Genomic DNA, 13,669 nt, shown 5'->3' on the forward strand with positions numbered 1-13,669 from the left:
TTAGAATGGAGAGCAAATGAAAAGTAAGTGGCTGGTATATGCCAAAAAAGCGGATTTTAAGGCGATAGAGCAAAAATACGGAATTGACCAGGTGATTGCGCGGATTATGCGCAACCGTGACGTCTGTACCGATGAAGAAATGCAGATGTATTTAAACGGCAGTATCGACGGACTGCACGCACCGGAATTGTTAAAGGATGCACAAAAAGCGGTAGATATTTTAACGGAAAAAATCGCACAGCATAAAAAAATCCGGATTATCGGGGATTACGATATTGACGGAATTTGTTCGATTACAATTCTTTATAAAGCATTAAAAAAGGCTGGCGTAGACGTGGATTACGTTGTGCCGCACCGGATTACGGACGGATACGGGATTAATGAACATTTAATTGACAATGCGGCTGCAGAGGGGAAAGATACGATTCTGACCTGTGATAACGGTATTGCGGCAATTCCACAGATTCAGTATGCAAAGGAACACGGGCTTACGGTGATTGTAACCGACCACCACGATATCCCGTTTACCGAGGAAAACGGCGAAAAGAAACTGCTGACGTCCTGCGCCGATGCAATAGTAGACCCGAAACAGCCGGACTGTGAATATCCGTTTGATAAAATCTGCGGCGCGGTTGTGGCATACAAGGTCATGCAGATTTTATATGAAAAACTGGGACTGGACAAGACGGATTTTAAAGAATATACGGAACTTGCGGCAATCGCAACGGTCGGCGATGTCGTGGATTTAAAAGATGAAAACCGTGTCATCGTAAGACAGGGGCTGGCATGGATTGCAACGACAAAAAATACCGGACTGCGGGCGCTGATTGAAGCCTGCGAGCTGGATGCGGCTCATTTATCGGCATATCATATCGGATTTATTATTGGACCGTGTTTAAATGCCAGCGGACGGCTTGACACGGCACAGCGTGCAATTGAACTATTGTTATGCACCGAACCCGGTAAGGCGCATGAAATGGCACAGGAATTGCGGGAATTAAATGAAGAACGCAAAAATATGACGGATACGGAAGCGAAAAAAGCAATTGAAATGGTCGAAGGAACGGATTTGTATGAAGATAACGTGTTGGCGGTGTATCTGCCGGAGTGCCATGAGAGCGTGGCGGGGATTATCGCAGGCCGTTTAAGAGAGCATTTCTACAAGCCGTCGATTGTCATTACCGATGCGGCGGACGGCGCAAAAGGTTCGGGCCGCTCGATTGAAGGCTATAATATGTTTGAAGAAATCACAAAATGCAAGGAACTGCTTACAAAATTTGGCGGACATCCGATGGCGGCGGGCTTATCCCTGCCGACGGAAAATATTGATTTGTTCCGTGCGAAACTCAACCGCCAGCAGACGTTGACAGAAAAAGAACTGACACCGGTGACCTGGATTGATGTTCCGATGCCGGTTTCGTATGCAAGTAAAAAGCTGGTGGAACAGCTCCGCGTACTAGAGCCGTTTGGAAAGGGCAACGAAAAGCCTGTTTTTGCCGACAGAAAGCTTACGGTGCGTTCCGCCAATATGATTGGAAAAAACAAAAATGTATTAAAAATGCAATTGGAAGATACGCAGGGACACGTTGTTGATGCAATTCAGTTTAAGGTTGAAGAAGAAGATATGCCGCTTCGCGGAAAAGAAATCTCCATTGTGTATTACCCGGATATTAATGAATTCAGGGGAAATCAGACATTACAGTTTATCGTTCAGGAATGGTGCTATACAACTTGATATTGCATAAAAAGTATGCTAAGGTAGGGATGAAAACAAGCAAAGGAGAGCAGAAAATGAGAAAAGGCGTAAAAGTAACCGCACTGCTTCTTGGTGCAGTCCTGCTTTTGGGACTGGCGGCATGCGGTAAAAAAAATGTGCAGAATCCGCAGACAACAGCGGCAGGCAGTGAAAATACAGCGGAAACCACAGCAGTTTTGAAACAGCAGATTAAAGTAGCAGCATTAAAAGGTCCGACGGCAATCGGCATGGTACAGCTGATGGAAAATGCCAAAGAGCAGACTGCTAAAAATGATTATGAATTCCAGATTGCGGCGACGGCAGATGAATTCAGCGCAGACCTGATTAAAGGCAATGTAGCGCTGGCGGCGCTTCCGTGTAATGCAGCAGCAACCCTGTATAATAAGAGCAACGGTAAAATCAGGATATTAGGAATTAATACGCTAGGTGTTTTATCAATTTTAGATACAGGCGATTCGGTGCAGACAGTTGCAGATTTGAAGGGAAAGACCATTTATACAACGGGAAAGGGAACGACACCGGAGTATACCCTGCGTTATCTGTTAAGCAGTGCCGGATTAAATCCTGACAGTGATGTGACAATCGAATTCAAATCCGAAGCGGCAGAAGTAGCGGCAGTCATGGCAAATGCAGGCACGGAAGAAGTGATTGCAATGCTCCCACAGCCGTATGCAGCAACGGTTTTAATGCAGCAGCCGGATACAAGAATTGCACTCGATGTCACCGAAGAATGGGAGAAGTTAAACGGTTCAGACAGCACCGTTGTTACAGGCGTTCTTGTGGTGAATACCGAATTTTATAAAAACAACCGTCAGGCAGTCGATGATTTCTTAAAAGAATATAAATCATCAGTTCAGTATGTAAACAGCAATGTGGACGGTGCGGCACAGCTCGTTGAAGATTTTGATATTTTCAAAGCGGCAGTGGCTAAAAAGGCAATTCCGAAGTGTAATATTACATTGATTACAGGACAGGAAATGCAGGATAAAGTTGAAAAGTATTTAAAGGTACTTTGCGATGCCAACCCGAATGCCGTAGGCGGTCAGATGCCGGATGACGGGTTTTATGTAAAATAGATAGATCTGTAAAAACAGTATTTATAGAGGTATTTGCAGGTATATTTTCAGATAAAAACACGATAAATAAAAACAGCCGTTTTTTCGGTGGCATACCCGGTCAGAAATCCTGCCGGATAAAGCACTGTAAACGGCTGTTTTTGCATATATGAAACATGCATTTTAATGTGTATTGCGGTTAATAAATTCCGTACGGTATTTGGAATACATAATTTTCTGGCTGTTGTACAGACTGTAATAGCCGGATAAAAGATAGCTTACGGCAATACAGAGCGCACAGTATTTCATGCCCGCCATATCAAACATTTCAATCGCAAGAATCAGTGATGTAATCGGACAGTTTGTGACACCGCAGAACACACTGACCATGCCGCAGGCGGCACAAAGCCCCGCAGGCAGACCGAAAAATCCCGATAAAAAGCTGCCGAGTGTCGCACCGATAAAAAGTGTCGGTACGATTTCACCGCCCTTAAAGCCACCGCCGAGCGTGACGGAGGTGAAAAGGATTTTCAGTAAGAATACATACCATGCACAGCGGGCTGTGAAGCTTGAGGCAATCACAGGCGCACCTGCGCCTAAAAAGTCCGTTGTCTGAAAGATGAAGCGCAGTGCAATCACCAAAAGTCCGGCAATAAAAATGCGGATAAATGGATTTTCAAAATAAGTTGTATAAAGTCTGGAAGCTGTATGCAGTGCCACGCAGAACAGAATACTTACGCAGGCAAATAATACGGACATTAAAAGCATTTTGCCGCCGGAAGCGATTGTAAAATCAGGCAGTTCAGCGAGTGCAAAATGTGTTCCAGCAATGCCGAAATATTTTGCAATGCTCTGCGCCGTGAGTGCAGATACCACACATGGTACAAGCGCTGCGTAATACATCACGCCGACACTGATGACTTCCATTGAAAAGACGGCGGCGGCAATCGGTGTGCCAAACAGAGCGGAAAAACAGGCGCTCATGCCGCACATAATCATAATACGCGTGTCTTTGTCATCAAAGTGCAGGAGTTTGGCAAAAAAGTTGCCAATCGAACCGCCGACCTGAAGTGCCGCACCTTCACGTCCCGCAGAACCGCCGCAGAGGTGTGTCAGCAGGGTGGAAAGAATAATTAACGGCGCAACGTGTACCGGCACCTCGTCATTGGACTGGATAGCCGTAATGACAAGGTTTGTTCCGGTATTGCGGGTTTCTCCGGCGAGCCGGTAGCATAAGACAATCAGCAGTCCGGCAACCGGCAGTCCGAATAAAATCCATGGGTTTGTTTCGCGGAATACCGTGACCAGTCCCAATAGTTTATAAAAAAATGTACCGATAAGTCCGAGGATAACACCGCAGACAACCGAACAGGCAAGCCATTTGATAAAAGTCGTCACCGCAAACATCAGGCGGTGCAGGACAACCTTTATTTCATCTGTGTTAAAGTTTGTTTTCATGGTTTTATCACGACCTTTTTACTCATATTGCTGTTGTGGTAAGCTGTATCCATGGTGACATCCTTCGTAAACCATGACGGCGGGATATAAGCATTGGCTTCCTCAACCGATTCAAATTCAACTTCGGCGAGTGTCAGTCCCGAAAACACACCTTCAAATAAATCCAGTTCAATCGTTTTCCCTGTTCCGTCCGGGATTTCATAGCGTTTTTTGGTGATAATATTTCCGTCTGCCTTGGCAAGCAGATGTTCATAGGACTCCGCTGTCAGCGGCAGGTTGTATTCTTCGCGCGCCATCATCCCACTGCCTTTGTAGGTCAGATAATAGGAATCGTTATCTTTTCTGACCCGTACAACAGGATGGGTTGAAAGGTAGCCCTGTTCAATGACACGGCAGTGATAGTCCTTTAAATTTGCCGGTACTTCCGATACCAGATATTTGCGTTCAATTTCCATAATATTCCTCATTTCTGAGCAACTTGTTGCGAAGCGGCGATGAGAAATTCGCGTAGGCGATTTCTCATCTGCCATCATAGCGATTTGTTTTTGCTCAGAAACAAATCGCTGTGTGAAAAATCTTAGATTTAAGGATTTTTCACACTATTCCTCATTCCTATTCCGACAGTTCTTCCCACTTTTCATACAGCGTGTCAAGTTCTTCGGAAAGCTTCGTGCTTTCCTTGTGCAGTTCCAAAAGACGTGCCGTATCGGTACAGACCTCCGGAAGTGCGGATTCTTCCTCAATTGCTTTTAAGCGGTCTTCAATGACGGTAATCCGTTCTTCGGTTTTTTTCAGCTCATTTTTTTTCTTCTTTAACAGTGCCTGTTCTTCCTTAGACTGTTTCCAGTCCGCTTTTGCAGATTCCTTCTGGGCGTTTTTCTGTGCGGCAGAAACGGCGGAAGAAGAATCAGCCGGTTTGCCGGCAAGCGCGGCGGCTGTCAGGGCATCTTTCTTTTCAATATAATAATCGTAGTTGCCGATGTAATTGACGGTTGTCTGTCCGACCAGCTCAATAATACGTGTTGCCGTGGTATTGATAAAATAACGGTCGTGCGATACATATAAAACCGTACCGGTATACGAATTTAACGCATTTTCAAGAATTTCCTTTGAAACCATGTCTAAATGGTTGGTTGGTTCATCTAAGATTAAAAAGTTTGCGTTGGATAACATCAGTTTTGCCAGTGAAACACGTCCGCGTTCTCCACCGCTTAAATCACGGATATACTTAAACACATCGTCATTCGTAAACAAAAATGCCGCAAGGGTGTTGCGGATTTGTGTATTGTTTAAATCCGGGTAGGCATCCTGCAATTCGTCAAACAAGGTTTTGTCTGGGTCTAATACGTGGTGCTCCTGGTCGTAGTAGCCAATCGTTACTTTAGAGCCGAGCTTGATTTCACCAGAGTCGGCAGGCAGAATATCGTTGATAATTTTTAAAATCGTTGTTTTTCCCGTACCGTTATTGCCAATCAGGGCAACCCGTTCCCCGCGCTTAATGTCAAAGCTAATGTCAGTAAAAAGTGTATTGTCGTCAAATGCTTTGCTTAAATGCGAAACGCTTAAAACGTCATTGCCGCTGATAACGGACGGATTCAGCTCGATATTCATTTTGTCGTTTATTTCTGCCGGTTTGTCGACAACTTCCAGCTTGTCCAGCATTTTTTCACGGCTTTCGGCACGTTTAATGGACTTTTCACGGTTAAACTGCTTTAATTTTGTGATAACCTCCTGCTGATGCTTGATTTCCCGCTGCTGGTTTAAATATTCCTTTAATTGCATATTGCGCAGAATCTTTTTTTTGTCGGCATAAGCGGTATAATTGCCGGAAAATACCGTCACATGTGTATTTTCAATTTCAATAATTTTTGTGACAATTCTGTCAAGGAAGTAACGGTCATGCGCAACGATGATGACACTGCCGTTATATCCAAGCAGATAATTTTCAAGCCAGCGGATAGACTCCATGTCTAAGTGGTTAGTCGGCTCGTCCAGTAAAATAATATCCGGCTTGGAAAGCAGAAGCTTACCAAGCGCAACGCGCGTCTTCTGACCGCCGGAGAGGGTATTGACAGGCAGGGAGAAATCATCTTCTGTAAATCCGAGACCCTTTAACACACCGACAATCTCACTTTGGTACGCATAGCCGTTTTCCAGTTCAAACTGGTGGTTCATTTTGGTGTACTGGTCTAACAGTGTATCTAACTGTTCACCTGTGGCATTTTTCATCTGCTGTTCGGTTTCGCGGATTTTTTCTTCCAGTGCGATAATGTCTTTTTTTACGGAAAGCAGTTCGTCATAAATTGTACCGTCAGAAGAAAGATTCTGATGCTGTGCAAGATACCCTAAAGTCTTATCTTTAGAAATCGTGACCGTTCCGTCATCTGCGGGAAGCCTGCCCATAATGATTTTTAAAAGAGTGGATTTACCGGCGCCGTTTGGCCCGACAATCGCCGCTTTTTCCCGTTCTTCTATATGAAAAGAGCAGTCGGAAAGAATCGCATCCGTTCCGAAAGTCTTTGTGATGTTGTTGCATGATAAAATCATAATGCAAAGATTCCTTTCGTATCGTAAAGTCTTTTATCATTTATTATACATGAAAAGACAGGGGTTGTCATGTAAAAATATTTTGACTTTGCACGCGTTCTTAGTATATACTTATAAAGTTGCACATTCATTAAGTAGAAACAGATAGAGGATTATAGATGAAATTTGAAGAATTAAATATCGATGAGAGAATATTAAGAGCAGTGGAAGACATGGGATTTGAGGAAGCATCACCGATTCAGGCAAATGCGATTCCTGCGGTGCTTGAAGGCAGGGACGTTGTCGGACAGGCACAGACCGGTACCGGTAAAACTGCCGCATACAGCATTCCGATGTTACAGAAAATCGACCCGGATTTAAAAAAGGTGCAGGCAATCGTACTCTGCCCGACCAGAGAACTTGCTGTGCAGGTATCTGAAGAAATCAGAAAGCTTGCCAAGTACATGAGCGACATTAAGGTACTTCCGGTTTACGGCGGACAGGAAATTGTCAAGCAGATTAAGTCATTAAAAGCAGGCGTGCAGATTGTAGTCGGTACACCGGGACGTGTAATGGACCATATGAGAAGAAAGACCGTAAAGTTTGACCACGTTTCCATGGTTATCTTAGATGAAGCCGATGAAATGTTAGATATGGGCTTCCGTGAAGATATGGAAACGATTCTTACCGATACACCAAAAGACCGTCAGACCGTGCTTTTCTCCGCAACGATGCCGAAAGCCATTATGGATATTGCAAAACGTTTCCAGAATGATGCACAGGTCATTAAAGTTGTCAGAAAAGAACTGACGGTAGAAAATATTGAACAGTATTATTACGAAGTTCGTCCGAAGAACAAATGTGAAGTGCTTTGCAGACTGATTGACATTTATAATCCGAGATTATCTGTCGTATTCTGTAATACTAAGCGCCAGGTAGACGAACTCATTTCCGATTTAAAGGGCAGAGGATACTTTGCCGACGGAATCCACGGCGATATGAAGCAGGCACAGCGTGACCGTGTGATGGCAGATTTCAGAAACGGAAAGACTGAGATTTTAATTGCAACAGATGTTGCGGCAAGAGGCATTGATGTGGATGACGTGGATATTGTATTCAACTACGATTTACCGCAGGACGAAGAATACTATGTACACAGAATCGGAAGAACAGGCCGTGCGGGCAGAGAAGGTCTGGCACTGACATTTATATCAGGAAAAGAAGTTTATAAGTTAAAGGATATCGAGCATTACTGTAAAACAAAGATTAAGGCAAAGCCGATTCCTTCATTAGATGATGTAAAGAATACAAAGCTGGAAGTGCTTTTTGAAAAAATTAAGGAAACCATTGCAGAAGGCGGAATTTCTGATATGATAGAAATGGTTGAAAATCATGTCAATGATGAAGATTATACTTCAATGGATATGGCGGCGGCGCTTTTAAAAATGGTTATTGGCGATTCGCTTGACAGAGATGATGATGTGGAAGAAGTCCATTTTGATATGTATGAGGACGATAACCGCATGGTACGTCTGTTTATCAATGTGGGTAAGAAAGATAAAATCAAGCCAGCCAATATTTTAGGTGCGATTGCGGGCGAGAGCGGTATGCCGGGTAAATTAGTCGGTGCGATTGACATGCTTGACAATTATACCTTTGTAGAAGTCCCTGCAAAACATGCCGATAAAGTATTAAAGGCAATGTCTAATGCTAAGATTAAGGGCAGAAGCATTAATATCGAAAAGGCACAGGGCGGCAGAAAGAAGAAGGGAAGACGCAAGTAAATCATGAATGCGGCAGAGATTGAAGAACTGCTGATTAAGCTGGTGCAGATTCCGGCGCCGACAGGCAGGGAACAGAAAAGGGCAGAATACATTACAGACTGGTTAAAGGAATTGGGATACCACCCGTTTACAGATGCGGCAGGCAATGTCATTGTGGAAATGAAGGTGCAGGAGGGCGGTTATACCGTACTTATGGCACACATGGATACCGTGTTTGAAGATGTAGACACTTCTGTAGTAAAAAATGCAAACATCCTGAGTGCACCCGGAATTGGCGATGATACGTGCAATGCCGCCTTTTTAATGGCGGTAATGAAGACACTTATCGGGCAAAAATGTAGACCTTTAAAGAATCTGCTGTTCGTTTTCGACACCGGTGAAGAAGGACTTGGCAACTGCCGCGGAACACGACAGCTCATGCAGGATTATAAGGATAAGGTAGATGAGGTTATTTCATTTGATTTAGGCAGTGATGCGGTTTGTGTCAAAGCGGTCGGCTCAAAACGCTACCGTGTGACAGTGACGGCGCCGGGCGGACATTCATTTCACGCATTCGGACAAAAAGGTGCGATTGAAACGGCGGCAGAAATGATTCATGAAATTTACCGCATAAAGCCCTGCGAAGGCACGCAGACAACGTATAATGTCGGAATGATAGAAGGCGGTACCTCGGTCAATACGATTGCACAAAAGTGTACATTTCTTGCAGAAGTGCGCTCCGATGATGCACAGGCACTGCAAAAGATTGATGAACAGCTCTGCAATATTTTTGATTCTTTTAATAATGCAGAGGGGTTTGCCAAAGTGCAGATATCGTATGAACTGACCGGTTTCCGTCCGACAGGAAACGGTGTACCCGAAGCGGCACAAAAGGCACTTGCGGATACGGCAGCAGAAGTCATCTGCCGGTATACGGGTCGAGAGCCGGTACGGCGCAGTGGTTCAACGGACTGCAATATCCCGCTGTCCATGGGAATCCCGGCGGTCAGTTTCGGCGGCTACAGAGGCGGCGGTGCGCATACAAGACAGGAGTGGGTCGATGCCGGCTCATTTGAAGAAGGCTATAACATTATATTAGCATTTATAGGAAAATATTTTATATGGAAAGACTGATACAATTAGACAATCTGAACAGGCAGGAAGCTCTGCGGTATCTTGGAAGCGGCGGGCAGACTCCGGATGATGCGTTTATGGCATTGATGAAAGACTGTGAAAAAACGGTGCTTGCACAGGCAAGACCGCGTTATGTCTACCGCATTTTTGACATCAGGGAATGTGAGGAGGGCGTGTGTGCGGAAGGCACGGATTTTATACTGCGCGGCAATTCTATAAAAAAACATTTAAAGGGCTGTGAAAAGGCAGCATTTTTTGCGGCAACCATATCGGATGGAATCGACAGACAGTTACGGATTGCACAGGTATCTGACATTACGAAAGCATTTGTAATGGACAGCCTTGCAAGTGTGGCAGTCGAGCAGGTATGTGATAAATTCGAGCAGATTTTAAAAGAACAGACACAGGGGTATTATCAGACGTTCCGGTTCGGGCTGGGCTACGGCGATCTGCCGATTGAACAGCAAAAAGATTTTGTGGCACTGCTCAATGCTCCAAAGCAGATTGGATTAAGTGTCAGCAGTTCATTTATGCTGATTCCGACAAAGTCCGTGACGGCCGTTATCGGGCTGTCGAAAGAACCGGTAAAAGGTGTGGCAAGAGGCTGTCAGACCTGTAATATGAGAGAAAAATGTCAGTACAGAATAAAGGGTGGTCATTGTAATGGATAAAAATTTTAGGGAACTCTTGAAAAAAGAATACGTTGTATTTGACGGTGCAATGGGAACAATGCTTCAGGCAGCAGGCATGAAAATGGGCGAAACACCGGAAGTATTAAGTATTACCCAGCCACAGCTTTTAGTCGGGATTCATGAAAAGTATCTGCGTGCAGGTGCAGATGTCATCTATGCCAACACATTCGGTGCAAACCGTTATAAGCTGGAAGAATGCGGAAAAAGTGTTGATGAGATTGTAAAGGCATCCATTAAAAATGCAAAGCAGGCATGTGAAAATGTCAATCCGCAGGCACTTGTCGCTTTAGATGTTGGTCCGATTGGACAGCTTTTAGAGCCGACCGGTACACTTTCTTTTGAAGAAGCTTATGATATGTACCGTGAAATCGTTGAAGCGGGCAGCGCGGCAGGCGCAGACCTTGTCGTTTTTGAAACCATGACCGATTTGCTTGAATGTAAAGCGGCGGTACTTGCGGCAAAAGAACATTCGGATTTACCGGTAGCGGTTACAATGACTTTTGAAATCAATCAGAGAACTTTCACAGGCTGTTGTATTGAATCCATGGCACTGACCCTTAGCGGACTGGGTGTAGATGCGCTGGGTGTCAACTGTTCGTTAGGACCGGCAGAATTAGAGCCGGTCGTTGCAAAGCTTTCCGAGTGGACAAACCTGCCGATTATCGTGAAACCGAATGCGGGACTTCCCGACCCTGTTACCAATGAATACAATGTATCGCCGGAAGAATTTGCACAGATGATGAAGAACCTGCGCAAATACGGCATTAAAGTATTCGGCGGCTGCTGTGGTACAACACCGGATTTTATCCGCTGTGTATCCGAAATGCTGCATACGGACGGCAATGCAGGTTTCTGGCATGAAAAGGAAATTCCGGCAGCAGTCTGCTCACCTACAAAGGCAGTGACAATTACGGAACCGCGTATCATCGGGGAACGTATCAATCCGACCGGTAAGAAGCTGTTTAAGGAAGCCCTGCTGCGCGGCGATATGGACTACATTTTAAATCAGGCATTGGAGCAGATTGGTGCGGGTGCGGATATTCTCGATGTAAATGTCGGACTGCCGGGAATTGATGAAAAAGAAATGATGATTTCTGCCGTAAAGTCTATTCAGGCAATTGTTGATGTACCGTTACAGGTGGATTCCACGATTCCGGAAGTGTTAGATGCGGCACTCCGTGTATACAACGGAAAACCGATTGTCAATTCGGTCAACGGCGAGGAAAAGTCCTTAAAGGCAGTGCTTCCGCTTGTAAAAAAATACGGTGCGGCAGTTGTCGGTCTTACACTCGATGAGAACGGAATCCCGCCAAAGGCAGAAGACCGTTTTAAGATTGCACAGCGTATTTTAGAGCGTGCGCAGGCAATCGGTATTCCAAAGGAAAATGTCTATATTGACTGTCTGACACTGACGGCTTCCGCGGAGCAGGAAGGTGTTATGGAAACGTTAAATGCAGTTTACCGTGTAAAACATGAGTTAGGCTTAAAAACCGTACTGGGCGTGTCAAACATTTCCTTCGGTCTGCCAAACAGAGTGTTAGTCAACCACATTTTCTTAACCATGGCGCTGCAAAACGGCTTAGACCTTCCAATTATCAATCCGAATATTCCGGAAATGACGGGGGCGGTCAGAGCTTACAAACTGCTTGCCAATATTGATAAAAATTCAGTGGATTATATTAAAGCCTATGCCAATATGCCAAAGGTTGAAAAAATCAATCCGGCGGCAAAACCGGCAGCGGGAAGCACAGGTGCGGCACCGGCGGGGGCACAGACGGCAGCTGTACCGGCAGGTGACTGTAAAGAGCAGTTATTCCATGCGGTTTATGCAGGCTTAAAAAATGAGGGTGCGAACCTCACAAGAGAACTGTTAAAAGACAATGACTCCATGGTAATTGTCAATGAAGTGCTGATTCCGGCACTGGATAAAATCGGCGAGGACTTTGAAAAGGGAACGCTGTTCCTGCCGCAGCTGATTATGGCAGCTTCCGTTGCACAGGCGGCGTTTGAAGTCATTCGTGAACATATGGTGCAGAGTAACGCCGCACCGGTCAGCAAAGGCAAAATCGTCATTGCAACTGTCAAAGGTGATATTCACGACATCGGTAAAAATATTGTAAAGGTTCTGCTTGAAAATTACGGTTATGACGTGATTGACCTCGGAAAAGACGTGGAATATCAGGCGGTCGTTGATGCAGTCCGTGAAAATGATGTCAAGCTGGTCGGACTTTCTGCCCTGATGACAACGACACTCGTTTCCATGAAAAAGACGATTGAACTGCTTCATGAAAATGAGCTGGATTGCAAAATTATGGTAGGCGGTGCGGTTCTGACACCGGAATATGCCAAAGAAATTCATGCCGACTTTTATGCAAAGGATGCCAAGGAATCCGTAGATATTGCAAAAAGAGTGCTGGGGTGATATAATAAAAAATATTATAATAATCACGGATTGTTTCGTGCTGCGCACTCTCACAATCCGGCCCGCTATTCGCATATCGTGGGATTTCATCCCACTTTTATGCTCATAGCGGGCGGGTCCCAAGGTCGTTCACCCACATATGAGCAAGCTCATGTGGGTTCAGATCTTTTGACCCTGGTATCCGAAGATACATTGAAAAGAAAGCATGGTGACATGAGTATGGAAGAAACAAAAAAGATATCAGCTGCGGTAATCAGACGTCTGCCACGATATTACAGATATCTGGGCGAACTGAATGAGAGCGGAGTACAGAGAATATCTTCAAAGGAATTAAGTGCAAAGATGAAAGTAACCGCTTCACAGATTCGTCAGGATTTAAACAATTTTGGCGGCTTTGGACAGCAGGGTTACGGTTATAATGTGAAGTATCTTTATGATGAAATTGCCAAAATTTTAGGAATTGACCGCCCGCATAATATGATTATTATCGGTGCGGGTAACTTAGGTCAGGCAATTGTCAATTATGAGGACTTTGAAAAACGTGGATTTGTGATTAAAGGAGTCTTTGATAACAATCCGGAGATGGAAGGAAAGACAATCCGTGGAATCCCGGTGATGATGATGGATGCCGTTTCTGATTTTATTAAGAGAAATGAAATCGAGATTGTAGCACTGACGATTCCCAAAAAAGCAGCAAAAGAAGTCGGTAAGCTGGTAGCAGATGCCGGAATTAAGGCAATCTGGAATTTTGCCCATACAGATTTGAATCTTCCGGATGAAGTCATTGTTGAAAATGTACATTTATCAGAAAGCTTGATGCGCCTTTCGTATACCATTGCAAATGAAGGACGGTAGAAAAGATT

10 protein-coding genes are annotated in these 13,669 nt (G+C 44.7%); 7 read left to right on the plus strand and 3 right to left on the minus strand.

The window, feature by feature from the left end; genetic code table 11:
• Window positions 1–16 precede the first annotated feature (16 nt).
• Both recJ and WMO37_RS00680 read left to right on the plus strand, forming a co-directional pair.
• A complete protein-coding gene (recJ, locus tag WMO37_RS00675) occupies window positions 17–1,735 on the plus strand; it encodes a single-stranded-DNA-specific exonuclease RecJ (protein ID WP_349154008.1) in 1,719 nt (572 codons plus the stop codon).
• Between the two features lie 56 nt (window positions 1,736–1,791).
• The gene (locus WMO37_RS00680; protein WP_349154009.1) at window positions 1,792–2,832 is read left to right on the plus strand and encodes an ABC transporter substrate-binding protein; all 1,041 of its coding nucleotides are present in this window, start codon (window positions 1,792–1,794) and stop codon (window positions 2,830–2,832) included.
• 162 nt (window positions 2,833–2,994) lie between these two features.
• Here WMO37_RS00680 and WMO37_RS00685 read toward each other — a convergent pair whose 3' ends face one another.
• The 3 genes from WMO37_RS00685 to abc-f form a co-directional block, all read right to left on the minus strand.
• Window positions 2,995–4,269: a chloride channel protein gene (locus WMO37_RS00685; protein ID WP_349154010.1), complete on the minus strand. Its 1,275-nt coding sequence runs from the start codon at window positions 4,267–4,269 to the stop codon at window positions 2,995–2,997.
• Window positions 4,266–4,724, minus strand: a complete 459-nt coding sequence (locus WMO37_RS00690; protein WP_349154011.1) for a CYTH domain-containing protein — start codon at window positions 4,722–4,724, stop codon at window positions 4,266–4,268. The genes WMO37_RS00685 and WMO37_RS00690 overlap by 4 nt, the downstream gene beginning before the upstream one ends.
• Before the next feature lie 157 nt (window positions 4,725–4,881).
• Entirely contained in the window at window positions 4,882–6,816 is a 1,935-nt protein-coding gene (gene abc-f / locus WMO37_RS00695) for a ribosomal protection-like ABC-F family protein (RefSeq protein ID WP_349154012.1), read from the minus strand.
• Between the two features lie 158 nt (window positions 6,817–6,974).
• Here abc-f and WMO37_RS00700 point away from each other — a divergent pair, with 158 nt between their 5' ends.
• The 5 genes from WMO37_RS00700 (at window position 6,975) to WMO37_RS00720 (ending at window position 13,661) form a co-directional block, all read left to right on the plus strand.
• Complete coding sequence (locus WMO37_RS00700; protein WP_022432798.1) at window positions 6,975–8,579, plus strand: DEAD/DEAH box helicase; 1,605 nt, start codon at window positions 6,975–6,977, stop codon at window positions 8,577–8,579.
• Between the two features lie 3 nt (window positions 8,580–8,582).
• Window positions 8,583–9,692, plus strand: a complete 1,110-nt coding sequence (locus WMO37_RS00705; RefSeq protein WP_349154013.1) for a M20/M25/M40 family metallo-hydrolase — start codon at window positions 8,583–8,585, stop codon at window positions 9,690–9,692.
• On the plus strand, window positions 9,680–10,363 hold the full coding sequence (locus tag WMO37_RS00710) for a vitamin B12 dependent-methionine synthase activation domain-containing protein (RefSeq protein WP_227089545.1): 684 nt from the start codon (window positions 9,680–9,682) through the stop codon (window positions 10,361–10,363). Before WMO37_RS00705 ends, WMO37_RS00710 begins: the two co-directional genes overlap by 13 nt.
• A complete protein-coding gene (locus tag WMO37_RS00715; protein WP_349154014.1) occupies window positions 10,356–12,806 on the plus strand; it encodes a homocysteine S-methyltransferase family protein in 2,451 nt (816 codons plus the stop codon). Before WMO37_RS00710 ends, WMO37_RS00715 begins: the two co-directional genes overlap by 8 nt.
• Before the next feature lie 213 nt (window positions 12,807–13,019).
• Complete coding sequence (locus WMO37_RS00720) at window positions 13,020–13,661, plus strand: redox-sensing transcriptional repressor Rex (RefSeq protein WP_436970244.1); 642 nt, start codon at window positions 13,020–13,022, stop codon at window positions 13,659–13,661.
• Window positions 13,662–13,669: the final 8 nt, after the last annotated feature.

Origin of the sequence: Lachnospira intestinalis (assembly GCF_040095895.1) — a bacterium.
GTDB classification, from domain to species: domain Bacteria; phylum Bacillota; class Clostridia; order Lachnospirales; family Lachnospiraceae; genus Lachnospira; species Lachnospira intestinalis.

What these genes read in the sequence shown, in the direction of transcription:
- WMO37_RS00715 (WP_349154014.1), top strand. Translation starts at nt 10,356, where the DNA reads ATGGATAAAAATTTTAGGGAACTCTTGAAAAAAGAATACGTTGTATTT.
- WMO37_RS00690 (WP_349154011.1), bottom strand. Translation starts at nt 4,724, where the DNA reads ATGGAAATTGAACGCAAATATCTGGTATCGGAAGTACCGGCAAATTTA.
- WMO37_RS00700 (WP_022432798.1), top strand. Translation starts at nt 6,975, where the DNA reads ATGAAATTTGAAGAATTAAATATCGATGAGAGAATATTAAGAGCAGTG.
- WMO37_RS00685 (WP_349154010.1), bottom strand. Translation starts at nt 4,269, where the DNA reads ATGAAAACAAACTTTAACACAGATGAAATAAAGGTTGTCCTGCACCGC.
- WMO37_RS00720 (WP_436970244.1), top strand. Translation starts at nt 13,020, where the DNA reads ATGAGTATGGAAGAAACAAAAAAGATATCAGCTGCGGTAATCAGACGT.
- WMO37_RS00710 (WP_227089545.1), top strand. Translation starts at nt 9,680, where the DNA reads ATGGAAAGACTGATACAATTAGACAATCTGAACAGGCAGGAAGCTCTG.
- WMO37_RS00680 (WP_349154009.1), top strand. Translation starts at nt 1,792, where the DNA reads ATGAGAAAAGGCGTAAAAGTAACCGCACTGCTTCTTGGTGCAGTCCTG.
- WMO37_RS00705 (WP_349154013.1), top strand. Translation starts at nt 8,583, where the DNA reads ATGAATGCGGCAGAGATTGAAGAACTGCTGATTAAGCTGGTGCAGATT.
- abc-f (WP_349154012.1), bottom strand. Translation starts at nt 6,816, where the DNA reads ATGATTTTATCATGCAACAACATCACAAAGACTTTCGGAACGGATGCG.
- recJ (WP_349154008.1), top strand. Translation starts at nt 17, where the DNA reads ATGAAAAGTAAGTGGCTGGTATATGCCAAAAAAGCGGATTTTAAGGCG.